We start from the raw sequence: 20,349 nt of genomic DNA, 5'->3' as shown, positions 1-20,349 counted from the left end.
TAGGCGGCGTTGGGTCCAGAACCGGTGAACCAGGCGTGGGACCACGTGGCTGGACCGAGGCAACGGTCACTCCGCCGGTCCGGGGTTTTTGCGCTGGTTGGCATTGAAGCGCGCCTTCTTCTGACGGTTCCCACACGTGTTCATGTCACACCATTTGCGGGTGCGGCTCCGGCTGGTGTCGAAGAAGGCGGCTCGGCAGGTCGGTGACGCGCACAAGGCCAATTTTCCGTCGCGTTCGCCTGCGACGATGCTGATCGCGTCGGCGGCGATCACGCTGAGGGCATCTTCCACGCAGGAAGCCGAGCCGAGTAGCCATCGCCGTTTGCCCTCGGGCGTCAGGACAGCCGCGGCCCGCCCCTGAGCGCTGAAGTCATTGATGACTTGGACAGCAGTCGCAGGGAGAGCGTCCTGGGTCGCGGCCGCTGTCGCGGTGGCGTGAATGGACTCCCTCAGTTCCCGGGCGGCGTCGAGCTGGGCGGTGGTGCAGGACGGCACGGCGAGGCCGTTCAGAGTCAGCCAGTCGACGAGCCGGTGCGGTGTGGGAATGCGTTCCACGGCGTTGCCATGACGCTCCGACAGGGTCCCCGTGAAGCTGGTCGCCAGAACCGTACCGAGGCGGAAGTCAGGGAAACCGGCATGCATGGAACCACCTTAGCCGGTTGCAGGCCGGCCCGAAGGCGTAGTAGAACCGTCTTAGCCGGTTCCGAGTGATGCGCAGCCGATTCCACGATGGCCAGGAGGCCTCATGCCCCGTCCGACCAGCGACGTGCAAGCGTTTGAAGCCCACGCAACCGACGCCGAGCTCGACGATCTGCGCGCACGACTGGCCGCGGCGCGGCTGCCGGAGCCCGAGACGGTCCATCGCGCCGCGGCCGGCCCTCGCCGATGGGAACAGGGCGTTCCCCTCGCCGACCTCGTCGAGGTCGTGAACTACTGGCGCACCGGGTACAACTGGCGGTCGTTCGAAGAGCGCCTCGACCGCATCGGCCAGTTCCGCACGACCATCGATGATCTGGGAATCCACTTCCTGCACCGCCGGTCCGCGCGCGCAGACGCCACTCCTCTGGTCTTGACGCACGGCTGGCCGGACAGCATCGCTCGGTTCATCGATGTAGTGGACGAGCTGGCAGATCCGAAAGATGCGGACGCGCCGGCGTTCCACGTCGTGGTCCCGTCGCTGCCGGGCTTCGGCTACAGCGACAAGCCGGCCACCACCGGGTGGGGAACCGAAAAGATCGCGGCCGCATGGGTGGAACTCATGGGAAGGCTCGGCTACAGCAAGTTCGCAGCCCACGGTGGCGACTGGGGAGGCAACATCACCACAGTCCTCGGCGGCAGGTTCCCGGCGCACGTTCTCGGCATCCACACCACGTTCGCGGAGGCACCCCCCGGATTGACCACGGACGGGCTGACGGCGGTCGAGCGCAAGTGGACCGAGGAGACCCGCGATTTCTGGCGCCACCGCGCGGCGTACGCGAAGCAGCAGGCGACCCGACCGCAGACCATCGGCTACTCGCTCGTCGACTCACCGGTCGGGCTTCTCGCCTGGATCCTTGACAAGTTCGCCGAGTGGTCGGACACCGAGGACAGCCCGTTCGAGACGATCTCCAGAGACCGCATTCTCGACGACGTCACCCTCTATTGGCTGACACGGACCGGGGCATCAGCCGCCCGCATCTACTACGAAAGCCACAACTCGCTGGACCCCGAACTTCGGGTCGACGTCCCCTCAGCGCTCACCATGTATCCCCGCGACGTCGAGAAGTGTCCACGCCCCTGGGCACAGGAGCGGTACCGGCAGATCGTCCGATGGAGGGCGCCCGGGAAAGGGGGTCATTTCCCGTCGCTGGAAGTTCCCGAGTACTTCGTCAAAGATCTGCAGGAGGGCCTCGCGGCAGTACTGTCCGCCAACCGGTGAACGCGGCCGGCACCCGGTCGCCGCCTGCTCCGGCTCAAGGCGTTGCCCGACGGCATCCGGGCCGGGTTCACCGACACGGCAGAACGTGGTCGGGCAGAGCGCGGCGAAGACAGTGTGGAGCATGGCGAGAAGCCCGGCCGGCAGTCCTCGGCCCCTGCCTGCCATCAACCCCTAATCCCTCACCTGCGATGTCTTTCCTGCGGACCGTGCCCCGTGGATGTACTGGCCGGCCCAGGCGCTGATGATGTGGGCAGCTCGCTGTGCCTGTCCTCGTGCGGTCAGGAGATGGTCCGCCCCTTCGAGCGCGACGAAGCTTCGCGGGTGTCGTGCCTCGCGGAAGATCTCCCCTGCGTTGTCGATGTCGACGATGTGGTCGGCAGGCGAATGCAGGACCAGCAGCGGCAGGTTCAACTCGCCTATCCGGTCGCGCAGATGAGCATGGTGGACATCCTCGACGAAGGCGCGTTTGAGAACCAGGGTCCTCCCGCCCACGAACCACTCGTGCGCCCCCTCACTGAGAACGCGATCCATCACCACGTCGTACTGCCGCTCGACGTGGCTGGGGTCGACAGGCGCCCCGATCGTGGCGAGCGCGCGGACACCGGTTATCCCGGCCGCTGCGGCCAGCGCCGCGGCGCCTCCCCACGAGTGCCCCACCAGCAGGTCCACCGGAGTTCCCCGCTCCGCCATCAGCATTGCCGCACGGACCGTGTCCTGGACCTTGATGGTGAAGGACCCGTCCCCCCAGTCGCCGTCGGAGTCTCCGATCCCGAGGTTGTCGTACCGCAGCATTCCGATCCCCTCGCGCGCCAGCTGCTTGCTGACGCGGGAGGCGGCCGGAGAGTCCTTGCCGAGTGTGAACCCGTGCACGAAGAGTCCCCAGCCTCGGACCTCACCGTCCGGCAGGTCGATCACTCCGGACAGTTCAGGGCCGACGGCGCTGCGGAAACTCACTTTTTCGGTCATATCGCGATCACCTGGATGTGGACTGTTCGTGGGGCGCGGGAGACGAGGCGGCACCGGCCGGTGCCGCGCCCGCTCGGAGCGGAAGAGCATCAGCGCGGCACTCGCCGCCGCCGGTGTCTCAGGCGACCGGCTTCTGCCCGGAGGCCGGTTTCGGCTGGGTGGTGAGCAACGCAGTGATCTCATCGGCGAGGTGCGGACCGAGCTCGCCCCAGCCGTCCTTGTAGCCGTAGACACCGGACAGCGTGCGGGCGTCGTAGTCGCCGTTCAGGATCTCGATGTCGTCGGCCGTGATGAGTGCCGGGTGAGCGACGCCGACGGCTGCCGAGACCTTCATCAGCTCCTTGCGCAGGGTGCGCAGGTAGACAGCGGCCCGGGTGGCCTTCGACGTCGGGTCCAGGCCGCGGGCCAGCCGGGGGTTCTGGGTGGCGACGCCCGTGGGGCACTTGTCGGTGTGACACTTCTGCGACTGGATGCAGCCGATCGACAGCATCGCCTCACGTGCCACGTTGATCATGTCGGCGCCCAGAGCGAAGGCGACCACGGCGTTCTCGGGCAGACCGAGCTTGCCGGAGGCGATGAAGGTCAGGTCGTCGGTCAGCCCCAGCTCGGCGAAGGTGCCGTAGACCCGGGAGAAGCCCAGCCGGAACGGCAGCGAGACCGAGTCGGCGAAGATCAGCGGCGCCGCCCCGGTGCCGCCTTCGCCGCCGTCGACGGTCACGAAGTCGACGCCGCGGTCACCACGGGCCATCAGTGTGGCCAGCTCCTGCCAGAAGCTCATCTCGCCCACGGCGCTCTTGATCCCGACCGGCAGACCGGTCTCGGTGGCGAGCAGTTCGACGAAGTCGAGCATCGAGTCGACATCGCTGAACGCGGTGTGCCGCGAAGGGGAGGAACAGTCCTCGCCGAGCGGAATACCGCGGATCTCGGCGATCTCAGGGGTCACCTTCGCGCCCGGCAGCAACCCGCCAAGACCTGGCTTGGCACCCTGCGAGAGCTTTATCTCAATCGCCTTGACCGGGGCGCCGGCGACCACACCCTTGAGCTTGTCGATGTTGAAGCTGCCGTCCTCGTTGCGGCAGCCGAAGTACGCCGTGCCGAGCTGAAGAATGAGGTCGCCACCGTTGCGGTGGTACGGCGAGAGGCCGCCCTCACCCGTGTTCTGCATCGTGCCCGCCAGCGCCGCCCCCTTGTTGAGCGCCGTGATCGCCGCGCCCGAGAGCGATCCGAAGCTCATCGCCGAGATGTTCACCACGCTCGCCGGCCGGAACGCCTTGGCGCGCCCGCGCGGTCCGCCCAGCACCTTGGCGGACGGCAGCGGACTCATCGGGTCATGGACGTCGGGCAGCGGGCCGGCGAACGTGCGCTGCTTCACGTATGCGTGCCCCTGAACGTGCTCGACGTCGTTGTCGGTTCCGAACCCGAAGTAGTTGTTCTCCCCCTTCGCCGACGCGTAGATCCAGGTGCGCTGGTCACGACTGAACGGGCGTTCCTCATCGTTGGAGGTCACGATGTACTGCCGCAGCTCGGGCCCGATCGTCTCCAGCAGATACCGGGCGTGGCCGACCACCGGGAAGTTGCGGAGCAGAGCGTGCTTCTTCTGGACGAGGTCGCGGGCGCCCACCAGCGCCAGTGCTGTCGCGGTGGCGGCGGCGATACTCCGGGCACGCATGAACGTTCCTCTCCTCGATGCTCGACTCCATCGCCATGCGGTGGACGTCGTCGTGTCGGTGTTGGGCGGCGGGCACGACCAGGCAGGCATCAGAATCCGTCGGAGAACACGAAAACTGATATTAGAAGCCCGCGCGGACCGGCATGTGATCAGGGTCGTCGGGTGCGGACCAGCCCGACGACGGGTGGTTCACGCACGTAGGACCATGTCACGCACGGTGATGATCGTGGCGGCAGGCGGCATGCCCGTGGATGGGGGTGAAGGGCATGCCCATGCGTGACTGTGGTGCCGATGCCGTGCACCGCATCCGGCCACGAAGCGCGGCAACGGGTGCGCGACATCCAGTGCACCGGGCAGGCTCTCCCACATGACGGCTTGCCCAGTACCCCTGAGCCGCTGCGAGCTGCCACTCTGTGCCGGGTGGCCCGGCGGACGCGAGGAGGAGACGGTGCGCACCTTTGAGGCAGGGGAGAGGGCTGTGCGGCGTGATGTCCACCGCGGTGGCCGGGTGTGGAGCGAGAAGGCGCTGCGTGTGATCGCCGATACCTCCGAGGCGCTGGTGACGGCCTGCGCGCCCGGGGCTCAGACGCTCTGGCCGTCGCTGTACGCCAAGGATCGCGCCGACGACGACCGTTCGGTGCGCACCGAGGCGTTCGACGCGATGGCGGCGGGGGAGTGGGGCCTGGTGCCCGGGGTGTGGCAGGAGACGGAGCTCCTTTTGTGGAAGCCGCCGACGGCGTGGTTCAGCATCAACGCCTTCTTCACGGGTGCGGGACTGAGGAACTGGTACGTCAACTTCGAACAACCCGCCCGCCGCACCGATGACGGGTTCGACACCTTCGACCTGACCGTCGATCTCGTCATCGACCCCGGCCTCGGCACGTGGACGTGGAAGGACGAGGACGAGTACGCCCACGCCCGGCGTCTGGGCATCATCACCGACACCGAGCACCACGCAGTGGAGCTCGCGCGGGCCGAGGTCCTCGCCATGCTCGAAGAACGGGCCGGGCCGTTCGCGGACGCCGACCGGTGGTCGGCCTGGCGCTGGGACCCCGCCTGGCCGCTGCCGCGCCTGCCGTGGCACTCCCCGGCCCGCTGAACCCTCCACGAGGACTGCGAGCCGCGGGCCGCCACAAGCGCCTGGCCCGCGGCCGACTACGTCACCACTCGCGAAGGGCGCGCCTGTTCCGCGGTGACCGTCACGAGGCGCCCTCGTCGTGATCGATGAGGGACATGCCGGATGCCAGAGCGCAGGCAGCGGCGGCGAAGTACTGCTCGTCGGCACCTTGCGCGAGTCCGAGGGGGACGCCCTGGCTGAGGCCGACGAACAGCGCTCTGAGTGCGATGGCCAGGCGTTGCGCCTGGTGAGACTCCACGATGCTCCCGTTGTGTGACCTTCCCCTGAACAGGGCGGTCAGGTGATCCTCCTGCGAGCGGATGGACATGGCGAGTTGAGACCGCAGGTCAGGATCATGCAGGGCCATGTCCAGCAGGGTGATCTGGAGGGACAGGCGGGACAGGGCGCCGGGGGCGTCACAGCTACGCCAGTAGTGCCGGGCAAAGGTGTCGACTGCGTCCAGCAGGTCCAGCGCCGGAGGGACTGCCTGCTCGATCTCGTCGTAGTGCGGCCGCAGGTGGTCGGCGACCATGGCGACGACCAGGCCGTTTTTGCTTCCGAACAGCGAGTAGACGGCACCGGTGGTCAGGTCGGCCAGTTCGGCGATCTCCTCGAGCCTGGCCCGGTGCCCGTCACGGGAGACGACCCGGAACGCAGCGTCCAGCAAGGCCCTGCGGTTGCGCTCCTTGGCTTCGGCTCTCGTCATTCTCATAACTTGATTATTGCTGTAATCTCGTTATGAATCCAGTCGGGGGCAAGGTTCAAGGGGGAGTGCTCATGGCCCGGTCCGAGGCGCCGTTAGTGACACGCCGGACGGTGGGGATCATCGCCGATGGCGTCTTCAAGGTGATGCTCGCCGCTGTTTACATCGGCGGCGCTGTCCCGCTCGGCCGTCTGCTCGGCGTGTCCGACTGGTTGATGGTCGTTTCCGGCGCGGCCCTGGTGGTCGGCGGCGGGATCGAGATCACATACATACGCAGCCGCCCGACGCGCACTTACATGCGGCTCATGATTGCCTACGACGGCGGTTGGGTGCTGACGACCCTGGCCGGTCTCCTGGTGGCTCGGCAGGGCGGCAGCGCCGGAGGTGAGGTGTGGATCGGTTATCAGGCAGCCGCCCCTCTCGTGCTCGTTGCGTTGCTCGCGGCATCCCCCCACGTGGTCTGCCTCCCATTGAGTGAGACAGCCGGTCCACCCTCGTCCAGCTCGGACTGAGACACTCCAGGTCAGGACACTCCCGCTGCCTTGCCCTTCGTCGCCGCCCAATGGGCGGCGACGAAGGGGCCTCATAGGTCGCCGATGCCGGCCCCCGTCTCCCGGAGAACCGATGAAGCTGCCCGTCACCATCCACCAAGCGCGTCTCGGATCAACGGAGTTCAAGGTCATCAGACCCGCCAGGCCACTGGTCCACGCAGTGCTCATCGACCACGACCGGCACCTGGACGCCTACCTCGACCAGGATGCCGCCCAGCGAATCGGTGGTCTATGGAGGCTTGCCGCCTCTTCACCTCGCTCACTGGTCCACCTGCCGATGCGAGCCAACCCGGCCCCCTTCTGCGAGACGCCGGAAGAGGGCACGCGGCAGCTTGATCTCGTGCTGCTGCACCATTCGCTCCAGTTCGCGCCATCACGCTGGAAGGAAATACGCGGGCGGCTCGGCCCGGGGCGTCCGCGGACCGTCACGCTTCCCGGCCCAGGACAGGCCGGCGAAGCCGTGATCGGTGATGAGGCAAGGCACTACCGGGAGAACCGGGATCTGTTTCACCAGCATGTCCACGCCGAGACCCTGTTCATGACCGGTAGCGCGAAGGTGTTCAGGGACACCGCTCGGCTTTTCCTCGATGTCGCCCGAAACGGTCCCGGATACGTCCCTGTCCACCCGGATTACCCGCACTTCTGCACCGAGTTCCATTCCAACGCCGGCATTCTCGGCGACGCGCGCGAGATCCACATCGAGTACTGCGACCAGTGGGACTCACGGCCCCGGCCGACAGGCTCCCGCCGACCATGAGGTTCATCGAGCACCTTCTTCACCTTGCCGAGAGGGCCCTCACATCCATCCCGGCCGCCGATGCCGACGACATATACGCTGTCTCTTTCCTGATCGACAATGAGGACGACGACCCGCGTCAGCCGACCCTGACGATCGGCTACAACACTGAAGCCCAGGCTCGATGCAGCATCCAGGATGCTTCCGACCGGGCAGAAGCCCGTTGGAACTACGCCTTCTGGATCCAGAACCGGCTCGCTGTGGTCGGCGACCTGACCCATGACGTCACCGGAGCCACGGCTCGCCAGGCGTGGATCACGGAACACGGACTCTGGTACGTCGAGCCGACCGACCCCGCCGAACGGGATTCGGCCATCGGGCCACTCGCCGGGCAGATCGAGGCCCTCTTCAACCACACGTGCTGCCGGATCGCCCGGACCCTTCATGCGACCGGCGTCATCGAGAGATCTGTCGGCCGGCCCTTACCGGTGATCGTCCATGAGCTGGAGTACTACGAGGCGATCGCCCGGCAGACCGAAGGAGCCAACCCACCTGGACTCGCCGACGAGTTCACCTCATGGGTCCGCAACGGCTGAGGTATTCGGACAGTTCCCGTACCCGACTCCGCTGTGGGGCCGTGCTTCAGAGCGCGTCCTGTGTGGAGGCGTCGTCGGTACCGGTATGGGGCGGGGTACGTGGACTTGGATTGTTCCGGACACAGGGTCCGAGCTCCGTTGGACGGAGTAAAGCAACTGCCCCGACCGCGCCGATGGGTGATCGAGAGGTCGGTGTTCTTACCGACGGGCTACCGTCGACTCGGCCCCGCTATGAACGTCGTCCCCGTGACTACCTGGCCGTCCTCGGCTCTGACCGCTGCTGCTGCAAACGGCTCGACCGCCTCACCGCGCAGGACAGGTCCCAGGAACCTCGCTACCGCTCCCACCTGCCGGAAGGAGCTCGCCCTCATCATTGTTCGGGACACGGTCCTGTTGATTCATCGCGGTGACGAGGGTGGAGGAGATATGGGCCAGGGCGGGGTCTGCGGCGATGAAGAACGTTTCGACTCCGGCCAGTTCGTGGTTCATGCGAGCCATCGGCATTTCGTATTCCAGGTCGGGAACGTTACGGACTCCGCGGATGACTACGCCGATTCCGGCTCGGCGGCAGTAGTCGACCAGCAGGCCGCCGGTGTGGGAGTCGACCGTGACGTTGCTCAAGCCGGCTGCTGCCGCGCGGAGCCGGTCCAGCCGTTCATCGATGGGGAGGCGGCCTGTCTTGTTCGAATTGAACATCACGCACACGACGACCTCGTCGAACAGGAGGGCGGCGCGCCGGAGTACGTCCTGGTGCCCTTGAGTGACCGGGTCGAAGGATCCTGGAAAGAGGGCTCGCATGATCGGAAAGAGTAACAAGTGGCCGCCCCCGGTGGTGGAGTGCTGCCGTGGTGCTCTCGGTGGGCCCGGCGATCACCGGACCGTTAGCGCGGGCGGAGACGGCCGGGCTGACCGTCCGCGAGGTCAACGTCGGTTCGACGGTCCGTCGGGCTCACCGGCACGCTGTCGCGGCCCGACGTGACGGCCAGGACCAGAAGGAGCCGCCGGGCGGCAACAGCACCGAGCCCGATGACCGCGGCCCCGGCAGATCCCGCGAGGGCCGTGCCTCGAAGATCGGCCGGGCCGGCGAGCAAGGGCGGAGGCCACCTGCTGGTTACCGCCGGTCAACGAGGAGACGGCTCCCAGCCGGGCCGTACCGGAAGCCAGCAAGGTGCCCCGTCCCGGAGCTGGCGGGCACGCGTCCGTCCGCTGCGGGTGCAGGGCGCCTACTGCCCGCCGTCGCCGAACCGCCGCTCGAACTTGGCTACTTGCCCCTCCGAGTCGACGACCCGCGCCTTGCCCGTGTAGAAGGGGTGGCTCTCCGCGGAGATCTCCACGTCGATCACCGGGTAGGTCTGCCCGTCGTCCCAGGCGATCGTCTCGTCGCTCGACGCCGTGGACCGGGTGAGAAACGCGTATCCGGCGGAACGGTCGCGGAAGACGACCGGCCCGTAGGAAGGGTGCTTGTCCTCTTGCATCTGCTGCTCCTTGCCGATGATCCGCTGCTTCGCCCGCCGCGGGATGTACGCAGGGCGCGTGCCGGGCGGCCTCAGGTACTCCGAGGCCGTACCTCCCGTGGCGCCTCGTGCGCCTGGTGTCCTCCTGTTGCCAGCATGCGTACCTCGCCACCCTGGCTGATCTCCGCGCGAACGATGCCCGTTCCGTCGGCATACACCGGAGAACCACCCGCGCCCTTCATCGCCGTGCGCGTGACGAGGACGGTGTCACTGCCCCCGCCCGGTGTCCCGAACACGAGCTCGTAGCTTTCCGGAAAATCCAGTGTGTTCATGGTTGCTTCACGCTTCCCGGTTGAGCGGCGCCTTCCCGAGCACGCCCCAGCACCCCCAGTACCTGACCGGCGCGTCGACCGGAATCCCGCACCACCACGATGCCGGACATGTCCCCGCCCCGCACGCCGAACTGTACGGAGTGTGATGGTTTGACCTGAATATGCACTCTGTGTAATCACCGGGGATGCGGTGAGCGTGGGGAGCTGGTTCGCTGAGTGGACCCTCCCGAACACCAGGAGCTGTGATGAGCGCTACGGGTGAGAGCGGTAACCGGATTCAGCAGATGCGTGCCAAGGCACAGGACCTGAAGCAGGCGGCCGAGCAGACCGCAGACCCGGCGGAACAGCGTCGGCTCACCGAGAAGGCGCGCCGGCTGGACCGGCAGAGCGAGCAGGAGAGCGACATGGCGGCCGGAGACATCTACCCGCCCGAGTGACGTCATGAGACGTGGTGGCCGGGCGGTTCCTCGCTGCCGTCACACCACCACGCCACCTTGCCACCACCCGGTCGGCCCGTCCGGCTGCGATGGTCGTGACCCCAGGGCTTCATGACCCCAGGGCTTCATGACCCCGGGGCTCCGTCTCGGGCGGCCACCCCACGGCCCGAGACTCCCGCTGCTGCGTCCTTGACCCTCCAGCCGCTGGAACCTCCAGAGTCGGATCCACGGCCCGGCACCGGTCGGGTCGTGGATCCGAGGAGTATCCATGCGGGGCAAGGGTGTTCAGTACGACACGGGGACGTTCCCGAGCGGGGACACGACGCGGAGCACATGTGATTCCGGCACCGTGGCGCGCGACATGCAGGTCATCGCGGGCGACTTGGGCTGCAACACGGTACGGATCACGGGCGGCGATCCCGAGCGGCTGAGTGTGGCAGCCGCGCATGCCGCAGCGGCCGGACTCGAGGCGTGGTTCTCGCCCTTTCCGTGCGAGATGACGAACGAGGAGATGCTGCCGTATTTCGCCGACTGCGCCGACCGCGCCGAGGCGCTGCGCCGTGCTGGGGCCGAGGTCGTGCTGGTCACCGGCTGCGAGATCAGCCTCTTCGGCGTCGGCTACCTCCCCGGAGACACCTTCAACGACCGCATGCACACGCTCCGCGCCGCGCCGGAGGAGCGGGCAGCCGCTCTCCAGGAGATTCCCGGCCGGGTCAACGCCTTCCTGGCCGAGGTGGTGGAGACGGTCCGCCCGAGGTTCGGCGGCCGGCTCTCGTACGCCTCCATCCCCATCGAGCACATCGACTGGACACCGTTCGACATCGTCGGCGTGGACGCCTACCGCAACAGCAGGAACGCCGCCGACTACCGTGAGCAGGTGCGGAGGTACTTCGCCCACGGAAAGCCGGTGGCTGTCACGGAGGCGGGCTGCTGCGCCTACCGGGGGGCCGCCGACCTCGGTGCCGGGGGCTGGACCGTGATCGGTGCGGACGGGCTCGTCGCGGAGGGCACTGTGCGCGACGAGGGGGAGCAGGTGCGGTACATGCGCGAGCTCCTGCCGCTGTTCGAGGACGAGGGCATCGACACCACCTTCTGGTTCAGCTTCGCCGGCTTCGAACTGCCCCACCGGGCCGATCCGCGCACCGACCTCGACCTCGGCTCGTACGGCATCGTGAAGATGCTGGAAGGCGGAGCGCGGGACGCGCGGCCGGACCGTGTCTACCCGGGGGCGCCGTGGGAGCCGAAGGAAGCGTTCTACGCCCTCGCCGAGTTCTACTCCGGGACCGCAGCCCGGCGTGAGAGCGCGGGCGCACCAGTGGCCCCGGTGCAGCGCGGCTGAAAGGGGCCGGCGCAGGGCCGGCCCCTCCGCGCGTCAGTTCTGCAGTGCGCGCTTCATGATCTTGCCCATGTCGTTGCGGGGCAGCGTGTCGAGCAGCCGCACCTCACGAGGCCGCTTGTGCGGCGCCAGCTGCTGTGCGACATGATTGCCCAACTCCTCCACCGTAGGAGGGTGTTGTGCGTCCACCGGGACGATCCAAGCGACGATCCGCTCGCCCAGGTCGGGGTCGGCCTCCCCCGTGACCGCTGCTTCCTTCACCGCCCGGTGGTCGAGGAGGGCGTTCTCGATCTCGCCGGCGCCGATCTTGTAGCCGCCGCTTTTGATGAGGTCGGTGGCCTTCCGGCCGATGATGCGGACAGCGCCGTCGGGATCGCGGGTCGCCATGTCACCCGTGCGGAACCACGGGCCGTCGAACGCGGCGGCGGTCGCGTCCGGGCGGTTCAGGTACTCGGTGAACAGATTCGGTCCGCACACCTGGATCTCGCCGACGCTCTCGGTGTCGTACGCGGTGATCTCCTCGCCCGACTCCTCGACCAGCCGCACCCTCACCCCCTCCAGCGGAACGCCGACCGTGCCGGGCCGGGGCTCCTCGTCGGTGCGCACGCTCGTGTTCATCAGGGTCTCGGTCATGCCGTACCGCTCGATGACCCGCCGGCCCGTCGCGGTGGCGATGCGCTGGTGGTCGTACACCGGGAGCGCGGCGGACCCCGAGACCAGCAGGCGGGTACCGGACAGGGCCTTGGCCAGCGCCGGGTCGTGGGGGAGTGTCTCGGCGATGCGGTGGTACATCGTGGGGACACCGAAGAACATCGTGCCGTGAGCAGCCAGTTCGCGTGCGACTGCCTCTGTGTCGAAGCGGGCGATGTGGTGCACGGCGCCGCCCCGGCGCAGGGGGCCGAGGATCCCCAGGATCAGCCCGTGGACATGGAAGAGAGGAAGGGCGTGGACCAGAACGTCGTCCGCGGTCCAAGCCCAGGCGCCGGCCAGCGCGTCCAGCGTTGAGGTGATCGCCCGACGGGGCAGGACGACACCCTTGGGCGGCCCCGTGGTGCCGGAGGTGTAAACGATCAGCGCAGGCGCCTCGGCGGGGGGCTCGTCGGGGAGTGGAAGGGATCCGGACGAGGCCCGTACGTCGATGTCCACCCGGCTCAACGCGTCCAGTGCCGGGGGCAGTTCGTCGCCGGGGGCCGCGAGGACCAGTGACGGCGCGCTGTCGGCAAGGATGTGCGCGAGCTCGCGCTCACCGGTCCGCGGGTTGAGGGGCACGGCGGGCACCCCGGCGAGAAGTGCTGCGACCACGCCCACCGCGGTCTCCAGAGTGGGCGTGGCCCAGACGGCGACCCGTCCGGCCCCGGCGAGCAGGGCCGCCGACGCTCCCGCCGCACCGGCCAGCTCGGCGTGGCTGAGTGACCGGGCGCCGAATCTCAGCGCCGTACGCGCCGAGCCCGCGGTCAGGGCCGGGAAGAGAGAGGGCATGTGGCGGACTCCTTGGCATTGGGGAGCGAGGGCGTGTGTGTCCGCGACAGGTTATTCCCGGCAACGGTCGGCTCCAGTCCCTCCTCCCGGCCCGCGGCGCTCCCGGCTCCCTCCACCCCGGGCAGCCCGGCCGGGCTCCTCGCGGGACGTACGGGTCCGCGTCACCGGTGGGGCTGTCGGCGTCGTCGGCGACAGCGGATCGCGTGGTTACTGGGCGGCTTCGGGACGATTATGGACGGCGGGGGGCCGGATGGCTCCCCTGCAGGCCGAGTGGGAGATCCCGGCGGAAGACGGCCATGGCCCGGCCAGGCCCGTTGTAATCGTCGACGATCTTCGTTTCGAAGCCGAGACTGCGGTGGAAGGCGATCGAGCCGGTGTTCTCGACTGACGTGACCGCCTTCAACTGCCGTGCGCCGTGGAGTTCCGCCGCCTCGGCGAACGCGGCGTACAGACGGCGCCCGAGCCCGGTGCCGCGGGTGTCGTCCCGCGTGGCGATCAGATGGACGTACCCGGTGCTGTCGGGGGTGACGAACCCGAAGACGTACCCACGGATCCCGTCCTCGTCGCGTGCGACCAGGCAGGTCGAACTGAACTCCTGCACCAGGGCCAGCAGGTGCAGCGACCGAAGGTCGCGTTCTCCCCAGTAGCGGGCGTGATCAGTCAGTACCTGGTGGAAGTCGGTCACCTCGGCCGACGCGATGCGGATGCATACGGCGACGATGCCGGCAGGACTCCGACGGCTGCGGCGCGCCATGGATCTGCTGGGCCCCAGTTGGCAGGAGACGGCCACCACCAGCGGCCAGAGGGCCTGGGCGAAGGTCACCACCCGCTCTGCGATGCCCGGCGCCGTCCCGGTCTGCAGCACGACCGTGAACCACACCGCAGTCGCGCACATCAGCGCGCTCGCCAGGACCGCGACCTTCGGCCGCAACCCCCACGACACCACCCTGTCTCCACGGTCCGCAGCGAGAGCGGGCCACACGGCCAGCAGTACGAAACCGACAGCCGCCACCGCCCCGTGCCCCAGTGCCCCGCCTCGAACGGGCGCGGGCGCGAGGGTGAGAGCCATCGCGGACACCCCGCCACCAGCCAGTGCCAGTCGCCCGGCGGGCGCAGCCTCCGGCAGCCCGTATGCCGTGGCCAGGTAGCACGCCCCCAGCACGATCAGCATGCCCGTCATCAGCCAGTAGCCGGGAGCGCCGTGGGACGCCAGCACGCTGATCGTGTCAGTCACCGGGTCGTAGTCGGGCCCCTGCAGCAGCTGCGCAATCGACCAACCGCCGACCAGGAGCAGAGGGGCGCTTCCCGAAGGGAGCAGAACCCACCAGGGGGTACGTCGCATCGCCCCACCGTAAACAGCGCTCGCCCTGTCTTCCCGATGACACACGCTCGGCGGGCGACACCGTCCGGGTGGACGGTCACGTCATGGGGGCGGGGGCGGCGGGTCAGGTGGGTCCGACGAGCCATGTGCCACGGGTGCTGAGGGGATGTCACCTCCCGATACGCGCCGACGCCTCACGACGGGTCGGCCGGGAAGGCTGTGCCGACCGGGGTCACTTCTCCGCGATCAGCGGGTCGATCATCTCGTGCAGCGTGTCCTCGTTGACCCCGCTCAATTTGCGTGCGGCGATTCTCCCCTTCCGGTCGATGACCACCGTGGAGGGGATGGCCTGCGGACTCAGGCTGCCCGCAGGGAATCGGAGAATCAGCTTTCCAGCCGGGTCGTACAGGCTGGGATACGTGATGCCGTACGTCGTCTGGAATGCCTTGGCGGATCCGGTGGAGGCATCGCGAGTATTGACCCCGGCGAACTCCACGCCCTTGGGCGCAAGCTCCTTCGAGACCTTCTCAAGGCCCCTGGCCTCGTCGCGGCAGGGCGGACACCACGAGGCCCAGACGTTGACAACGACGATCTTCCCTTTGTAGGCGGAGCCCACGTCCAACGTCGCTCCCTCCAGGGTCTTGCCGGAGAGCTGAGGAGCGTCCGCGCGGCTGTTCCCGGAGTCCATGACGATTCCATCGGCGTCCGGCCCGGTGTGCGAGCGCTGGGCACCGCTCACCCCGGGTCCGGATTCACACGCGGACAGGGCCAGGGCGCAGGCCGCGACGGCGACGCCCACCTGTGCGCAGCGGCGGAATCCAGCACTTCGACGAGCCGGGTGTTCGGGGACCATGCGGAGAGTCTCCCATGGGCGTGGGGGAGCGCATCGAGCAGTGTCAGCGGCTCGCCCGCGTCAACGCCCATCCGTTTCAGTGGCGGAGGCGGGCCCGCCATGCCTCCTCGCGGTGCGGGTATCGGACGCCGCTGCTGCCTGAGCGGGTCGTGGGTCGTCGGTCCGCGTGCCGGTCAGGCCGGTCGGGAGCAGAAGGACAGCCCCGGCGCGACAGTCACCCTCACGACCACCCGCCGGTTTCCGAATCGCGCAGCCAGGCGAAGTGTCCCGACGGCCCCGGTCACCTCGCCGAGCGCGAAGGAGGCGACCTGGAGCGCGAAACCGGGACCGACGCGAGGTGCGACTGCCCCCGGTCCATGGCGGACCGTCGCCCGGCGCCCGAACGTGGGGTGCCCCGCTCCACGCGGTTCTGCCAGTGCGGTGAGCTCCTCGCTTGTCGGACCACCCCGTGGTCCTTACCGTTGGGTAACCGCAACCTGAGGAGAGCGCGAGACCATGGACCGTGCATACGACATCGTCCTCGTCGGCGCGACCGGCTTCGCCGGCGCCCTGACCGCCGACTACCTGGCCCGCCACGTCCCCGAGGGATGCCGCTGGGCTCTGGCCGGGCGCAATGTCGAGGGCCTGGGTGAGTTGCGGCGCCGACTGGCGGAGAGCGTTCCATCGGCCGCCGGCGTGCCCCTGCTCCACGTCGATGTGCACGATCCCGATTCCGTACGGGAGCTCGCACGCTCCACCCGTGTCCTCGCCACGACGGTCGGCCCCTACACGGAGCACGGCCTCGGTACCGTCGCGGCCTGCGCCGACGCCGGAACCGACTACGTCGATCTCGCGGGGGAGCCGGAGTTCGTCGACACCGCCTACATCCGGTCCCATGCCCGTGCGCGCGAGACCGGAGCCCGGTTGGTACATGCCTGCGGCTTCGACTCCGTCCCGCACGACCTCGGCGTCCAGTTCACCGTCGAGCACTTGCCGAAGGGCGTCCCGCTCCGCGTCGACGGTTTCGTGCGCACCAATGCCGCTTTCTCCGGCGGCACCCTCGCCTCGACCCTCACCGCGCTCTCCCGAGGGGCACAGACGATCCGTGCGGCGCGTGAGCGCCGTAGCGTCGAGCCCTGGCCGGCGACCCGCCGGATCTCCACCCCGATCGGAGCGAGGTTCGCCCCGGAGGTCGGAGCCTGGGCCCTCCCGCTGCCCACCATCGACCCCCAGGTGGTATCCCGCTCGGCGGCCGCCCTCGACTCCTACGGCCCGGACTTCCGTTACCGCCACTACGCCGCGGTCCGCAGGCTGCCGATCGCACTCGGCGCGCTCGCCGGCGTGGCCGGTGCCGCGACTGTCGCCCAGCTTCCCGCCGCCCGGCGCTGGATCTCCGGCCGTCTCGCACCGGGCGACGGCCCGTCCGACCGGCGGCGCGCCCGCAGTTGGTTCACCGTCCGGTTCGTCGGCGAGGGCGGCGGCAGGCGCGTCTACACCGAAGTGTCGGGCGGAGACCCGGGCTACGACGAGACCGCCAAGATCCTCGGCGAGTCCGCCCTCAGCCTCGCTTTCGACGAACTTCCCGCGCTTGCGGGCCAGCTCACCCCCGCGGTCGCCATGGGACCGGCCCTGCGGGCGCGGCTGCTACGGGCCGGCCTGCGGTTCAGGGTGGTTGCGCAGCGGGAAGTGTGAGCGGGGTCCAGCCACCCGGCCGGTGGCGACCGTCCATGGCGGCCCTTGCCGGGAGCGGAATGCGATCCGCTGTCCGGCTGTTGTCGGTTGTGTGACTGATTTCCAGCATGATGCGGCTTTCGACCCGGCTGGGTATGAGGCCGCCACCGAGCGGCTGACGGCCGAGCGGGCTGACGTGAACGGGCAGATCGCCGCGCTCAGCCGTGAGTTCGACGAGATCGTCGAGGCGAATTCCCTGGTGGCGGTTGACGACGAGCACGATCCCGAGGGGTCGAGTACGGCCTTCGAGCGCGCTCACGTCGCCGCCCTGCTCGCACGGGCGAACTCCCGTCTCGCCGATGTGGACCGGGCGCTGGAGCGCATCGAGCGCGGTGAGTACGGACGGTGCGAGCGGTGCGGCGAGCCGATTCCGGCGGAGCGCCTGGAGGTGCGACCAGCGGCGAGTACGTGTGTGGCGTGCGCCGCGGAAGCCACCCGCTGACGTGATGGAGGTGGCACGGTCGGTGTCCGTCCCGGTGGCACTCGGCCGCTGACCGCGCGACTCCGGGCCTCGTCCGAACCGGAGGAGCACCGGGCGGCGCCGGGGGACCAGGCGGATTGATATCCGCCGTTCCCCTGCCATTGACGCCGTTGCCTGCCATTGACTTCGCCCGCGCTCCAACTCCTGGTCTGTCGCGGCACGGAAACCACCGGGGAGCTCGGGAACAGCGGTACCGGTGTCGGCGTGCTGGCGCTTCGGATGCTGGGCGATCGGCGGTGAGCGGGCCGATCCCGTGGGCCGCCCTCTCGGCTGGGGACGTGTCGCGACGACGCCGAGTCGGTGCGGGCCGTACGCCGTGCCATCGACCTCGGCGTCACCTTCTCCGACACCGCGCACACATACGGCACAGGACACAGCGAACACATCCGGGGGTGTGCCCCCACCTGCCGCCGCGATCCCGCACCGCGCGGGAGGCGGACGAACGAGGTCGCCGCCTCCATCCTGCGTACGGGGGACCGCTGACCGCGGCGGCTGTTCCGCGTGCTCTTTCAGGGGGCGACGGGGCCAGTCTCTCCGGTGCTGTCTCCGTCGCCGGGGCCGGCGGGGTGCAGGTACTCCTCGGAGATCTCGCGCGGGCCGAACGGCCATACCTTCTCGTAGCGCGCCCACAGTACGAAGGCGACGCATCCGGCTGCCAGCCAGGCCAGCGACCACTCGATGGGGTGCCGTCCGGGAGAGTTCTTGTCCGCGTAGCCGTAGATGACCAGCCATCCCACACACGCCACGACGCTCGGTGCCGGGTAGAGCCACATCCGGTACGGGCGGCGCAGACCGGGCTGGCGCCGCCGCAGCACGGTGACCGCGGCGACCTGTGCCAGTGCCTGCACGATCACCATCACCGTGGTCAGCAGCTGGATGATGGTCGCCAGATCGGTGTGGCGCCCGACCAGGAAGCCGGCCGCCATGATGGCGCCCATCGTCAGCAGCCCCAGGACCGGGAAGCGGTGGCGGGGGTGCAGTTTCCCGAACGCGCGGAAGAACACCTTGTCGCGGGCGGCGTCGTAGGGGACCCGCGAGCCGCCCAGAAGCCCGGCCAGGACCGAGGCCACGGCGGTGATCAGGATCAGCACGGTGACGGTGTCGGCAGGGCCCTTCCCCCAGGCCTTCTCCAGGACGGCGGAGGCCACCGAAGTGGAGGCCGGGTTGGCCGGGTCGAGCATGTCCTTCCAGTCGACGACGCCGAGGGTGCCGATCTGCAGCAGCAGGTAGATCGCCATGATGCCGAGGATCGAGTAAATGATGGCGCGCGGCATGGTGCGGCCGGGCTGCTTGATCTCGGCGCCCATGTAGGCGGCGGTGTTGTATCCGAGATAGTCGTAGATGCCGATGGTGAGGCCCGCCGCGAAGCCGATCCAGAAGTGGTTGCTGGACAGTTCGAAGGCGTGAGCGGGGTAGGTGAAGGCGCGGTGTGGACTGAAGTGGGTGAAGGCCGCCAGGATGACCAGCACGACGGAGGTGATCATCACGCACCAGAGTCCGACAGTGAGCTTGGCGATGTTCTCCACCCGCCGCCACAGCAGCAGGACGATCAGGGCGGTCACCACGAGCCCGACGGCGTCGCCCTGCCCCTGGCTCATCCCCGGCCAGAGGTAGCCGAGGTACTGCACGAAGCCGATGACGCCGGTGGACATGGTCAGCGGTATGAACAACATCGCCGTCCATACGAACAGGAACGGCATGAGCTTGCCCGTGCGGTACTGGAAGGCCTGCCGCAGATACACGTAACTGCCGCCCGCCCCCGGCAGACCGGCGCCCAGCTCGGCCCAGATCAAACCGTCCGCCAGAGCCAGGATCGCACCGGCGACGAAGCCTATGACGGCCTGCGGACCACCGAACGCGGCGACCATCAACGGGATCGTCACGAACGGCCCGATCCCGCACATCTGGCTCATGTTGATGGTGGTGGCCTGGAAGAGGCCTATCCGGCGGACGAACTCCGTGGGCTCGCCCTGCAGTTCGGCAGGCCCGGTCCGCTCCTGTGTGTCATCCATGGGTTCAGCCTTCTCTCGGGTCGCCGGGTACGCGCTTTCGGCGGCGGGCGCCGTGCAGCGCGGAGGGTGGGTGACGCCCCGTACCGGCCCCCGCCCCCCAGTTGAGTTAGGAAACCTTCCTATTGGCTGGGTGGGGACGCTAGGCAATCGTGCGGCCGGTGTCAATGAGTCGGGCGGGCCTAGTGCGAGGACTCCTTACAGCCGCCCCGCCTCGACGATCCGCCGCAGGAACCGCTGGGGCCGTTCCTCCCGCGGGCCGGTCCGGCAGCGGGTGATCGGCCTGGGTGCTCTCGGCGGCCTCTTCGGCAGTGAGGCGATGCACGCCTGGCTGTCCAGCCATTACTGGGGGCAGGGTCTCGCCTGTGCCGCTGTGGCCGTGGCTGTTCCGCTGCTGATGGCCCGCGACATGCGGGAACGCTGGTGGAGCCTGGACGTGATGGCGGTCGCGTCGCCCGTGGCGTACGGGCTGGTGTATCTGCCGCTCGACCGGATTTCCGCGTGACCGTGTCGGCTGCCTTCTGGAACGCCCCGCGGACGGGTCCTGCGAGCCGTTCCGGCGACCCCTCGGTGAAGCAAGAAGCCGCCGGGCAGGGGGGGGAGGGCAGCAGCGCAGCGCGAGGCCGGTGAGGCCGACTGGTCACTGGAGGGTGATGCCGAATGCGGTGGCCGGGGAGGCGG

Annotated in this window: 22 protein-coding genes and 2 pseudogenes; 12 read left to right on the top strand and 12 right to left on the bottom strand. The window is 68.8% G+C overall.

Going from position 1 to position 20,349, the window contains the following annotated elements; translation table 11 throughout:
• Positions 1 to 66: 66 nt before the first annotated feature.
• Complete coding sequence (locus OG584_RS03225) at positions 67 to 642, bottom strand: CGNR zinc finger domain-containing protein (RefSeq protein WP_405774747.1); 576 nt, start codon at positions 640 to 642, stop codon at positions 67 to 69.
• Positions 643 to 745: 103 nt separating this feature from the next.
• On the opposite strand from OG584_RS03225, the gene OG584_RS03220 reads away from it, so the two are divergent.
• On the top strand, positions 746 to 1,918 hold the full coding sequence (locus OG584_RS03220) for an epoxide hydrolase (RefSeq protein ID WP_405774745.1): 1,173 nt from the start codon (positions 746 to 748) through the stop codon (positions 1,916 to 1,918).
• 171 nt (positions 1,919 to 2,089) lie between these two features.
• On the opposite strand, the gene OG584_RS03215 is transcribed toward OG584_RS03220, so the two are convergent.
• Positions 2,090 to 2,884, bottom strand: a complete 795-nt coding sequence (locus OG584_RS03215) for an alpha/beta hydrolase family protein (RefSeq protein WP_405774743.1) — start codon at positions 2,882 to 2,884, stop codon at positions 2,090 to 2,092.
• Positions 2,885 to 3,002: 118 nt separating this feature from the next.
• On the bottom strand, positions 3,003 to 4,553 hold the full coding sequence (locus tag OG584_RS03210; RefSeq protein ID WP_405774742.1) for an FMN-binding glutamate synthase family protein: 1,551 nt from the start codon (positions 4,551 to 4,553) through the stop codon (positions 3,003 to 3,005).
• A 448-nt stretch (positions 4,554 to 5,001) separates the two neighbouring features.
• Here OG584_RS03210 and OG584_RS03205 point away from each other — a divergent pair, with 448 nt between their 5' ends.
• Entirely contained in the window at positions 5,002 to 5,652 is a 651-nt protein-coding gene (locus OG584_RS03205) for a DUF402 domain-containing protein (protein WP_405774740.1), read from the top strand.
• Positions 5,653 to 5,752: 100 nt separating this feature from the next.
• Here OG584_RS03205 and OG584_RS03200 read toward each other — a convergent pair whose 3' ends face one another.
• Positions 5,753 to 6,376: a TetR/AcrR family transcriptional regulator gene (locus tag OG584_RS03200; RefSeq protein ID WP_405783852.1), complete on the bottom strand. Its 624-nt coding sequence runs from the start codon at positions 6,374 to 6,376 to the stop codon at positions 5,753 to 5,755.
• 71 nt (positions 6,377 to 6,447) lie between these two features.
• Between OG584_RS03200 and OG584_RS03195 the strand changes: the two genes are divergently transcribed.
• From OG584_RS03195 to OG584_RS03185, 3 genes are all read left to right on the top strand, one after another.
• A complete protein-coding gene (locus tag OG584_RS03195) occupies positions 6,448 to 6,885 on the top strand; it encodes a hypothetical protein (protein ID WP_405774738.1) in 438 nt (145 codons plus the stop codon).
• Positions 6,886 to 6,997: 112 nt separating this feature from the next.
• Entirely contained in the window at positions 6,998 to 7,681 is a 684-nt protein-coding gene (locus OG584_RS03190) for a hypothetical protein (RefSeq protein ID WP_405774736.1), read from the top strand.
• Positions 7,678 to 8,256: a hypothetical protein gene (locus OG584_RS03185; RefSeq protein ID WP_405774735.1), complete on the top strand. Its 579-nt coding sequence runs from the start codon at positions 7,678 to 7,680 to the stop codon at positions 8,254 to 8,256. Before OG584_RS03190 ends, OG584_RS03185 begins: the two co-directional genes overlap by 4 nt.
• A gap of 303 nt (positions 8,257 to 8,559) precedes the next feature.
• Here OG584_RS03185 and coaD read toward each other — a convergent pair whose 3' ends face one another.
• The 3 genes from coaD to OG584_RS03170 all read right to left on the bottom strand — a co-directional run bounded on the left by coaD (position 8,560) and on the right by OG584_RS03170 (position 10,033).
• Positions 8,560 to 9,054, bottom strand: coding sequence for a pantetheine-phosphate adenylyltransferase (coaD, locus tag OG584_RS03180; protein ID WP_405774733.1), 495 nt, complete (start codon positions 9,052 to 9,054; stop codon positions 8,560 to 8,562).
• A 425-nt stretch (positions 9,055 to 9,479) separates the two neighbouring features.
• Entirely contained in the window at positions 9,480 to 9,731 is a 252-nt protein-coding gene (locus OG584_RS03175; protein ID WP_405774731.1) for a type B 50S ribosomal protein L31, read from the bottom strand.
• A gap of 71 nt (positions 9,732 to 9,802) precedes the next feature.
• On the bottom strand, positions 9,803 to 10,033 hold the full coding sequence (locus OG584_RS03170; RefSeq protein ID WP_405783850.1) for a DUF6296 family protein: 231 nt from the start codon (positions 10,031 to 10,033) through the stop codon (positions 9,803 to 9,805).
• A 29-nt stretch (positions 10,034 to 10,062) separates the two neighbouring features.
• On the opposite strand from OG584_RS03170, the gene OG584_RS03165 reads away from it, so the two are divergent.
• From OG584_RS03165 to OG584_RS03155, 3 genes are all read left to right on the top strand, one after another.
• Complete coding sequence (locus tag OG584_RS03165; protein ID WP_405774729.1) at positions 10,063 to 10,188, top strand: hypothetical protein; 126 nt, start codon at positions 10,063 to 10,065, stop codon at positions 10,186 to 10,188.
• Positions 10,189 to 10,287: 99 nt separating this feature from the next.
• Complete coding sequence (locus OG584_RS03160; RefSeq protein ID WP_405774727.1) at positions 10,288 to 10,479, top strand: DUF6381 family protein; 192 nt, start codon at positions 10,288 to 10,290, stop codon at positions 10,477 to 10,479.
• Positions 10,480 to 10,747: 268 nt separating this feature from the next.
• Entirely contained in the window at positions 10,748 to 11,818 is a 1,071-nt protein-coding gene (locus OG584_RS03155) for a hypothetical protein (RefSeq protein WP_405774725.1), read from the top strand.
• A 33-nt stretch (positions 11,819 to 11,851) separates the two neighbouring features.
• Here the strand turns inward: OG584_RS03155 and OG584_RS03150 are convergent, their stop codons facing one another.
• From OG584_RS03150 to OG584_RS03135, 4 genes and pseudogenes are all read right to left on the bottom strand, one after another.
• The gene (locus OG584_RS03150) at positions 11,852 to 13,294 is read right to left on the bottom strand and encodes an acyl-CoA synthetase (protein ID WP_405774723.1); all 1,443 of its coding nucleotides are present in this window, start codon (positions 13,292 to 13,294) and stop codon (positions 11,852 to 11,854) included.
• Between the two features lie 229 nt (positions 13,295 to 13,523).
• A complete protein-coding gene (locus OG584_RS03145; RefSeq protein ID WP_405783848.1) occupies positions 13,524 to 14,048 on the bottom strand; it encodes a GNAT family N-acetyltransferase in 525 nt (174 codons plus the stop codon).
• Between the two features lie 18 nt (positions 14,049 to 14,066).
• Positions 14,067 to 14,636: pseudogene (locus OG584_RS03140) on the bottom strand (DUF998 domain-containing protein); the annotation flags it as partial.
• A gap of 211 nt (positions 14,637 to 14,847) precedes the next feature.
• A complete protein-coding gene (locus tag OG584_RS03135) occupies positions 14,848 to 15,468 on the bottom strand; it encodes a TlpA family protein disulfide reductase (RefSeq protein WP_405774721.1) in 621 nt (206 codons plus the stop codon).
• 495 nt (positions 15,469 to 15,963) lie between these two features.
• On the opposite strand from OG584_RS03135, the gene OG584_RS03130 reads away from it, so the two are divergent.
• The 3 genes and pseudogenes from OG584_RS03130 to OG584_RS03120 form a co-directional block, all read left to right on the top strand.
• Positions 15,964 to 17,139, top strand: coding sequence for a saccharopine dehydrogenase family protein (locus OG584_RS03130; RefSeq protein WP_405774719.1), 1,176 nt, complete (start codon positions 15,964 to 15,966; stop codon positions 17,137 to 17,139).
• A 91-nt stretch (positions 17,140 to 17,230) separates the two neighbouring features.
• The gene (locus OG584_RS03125) at positions 17,231 to 17,620 is read left to right on the top strand and encodes a TraR/DksA family transcriptional regulator (protein WP_405774717.1); all 390 of its coding nucleotides are present in this window, start codon (positions 17,231 to 17,233) and stop codon (positions 17,618 to 17,620) included.
• 243 nt (positions 17,621 to 17,863) lie between these two features.
• Positions 17,864 to 18,076 (top strand): annotated as a pseudogene (locus OG584_RS03120) (aldo/keto reductase); the annotation flags it as partial.
• Positions 18,077 to 18,168: 92 nt separating this feature from the next.
• Here the strand turns inward: OG584_RS03120 and OG584_RS03115 are convergent.
• Positions 18,169 to 19,671 (bottom strand): APC family permease, encoded by a 1,503-nt coding sequence (locus OG584_RS03115; protein WP_405774716.1) that lies wholly within the window; start codon positions 19,669 to 19,671, stop codon positions 18,169 to 18,171.
• Positions 19,672 to 19,942: 271 nt separating this feature from the next.
• On the opposite strand from OG584_RS03115, the gene OG584_RS03110 reads away from it, so the two are divergent.
• The gene (locus tag OG584_RS03110) at positions 19,943 to 20,173 is read left to right on the top strand and encodes a DUF6518 family protein (RefSeq protein ID WP_405774714.1); all 231 of its coding nucleotides are present in this window, start codon (positions 19,943 to 19,945) and stop codon (positions 20,171 to 20,173) included.
• Positions 20,174 to 20,349: the final 176 nt, after the last annotated feature.

It is taken from the genome of Streptomyces sp. NBC_00859 (assembly GCF_045161865.1).
Lineage (GTDB): Bacteria > Actinomycetota > Actinomycetes > Streptomycetales > Streptomycetaceae > Streptomyces.
This window is presented reverse-complemented; position numbering and strand designations above follow the sequence as displayed.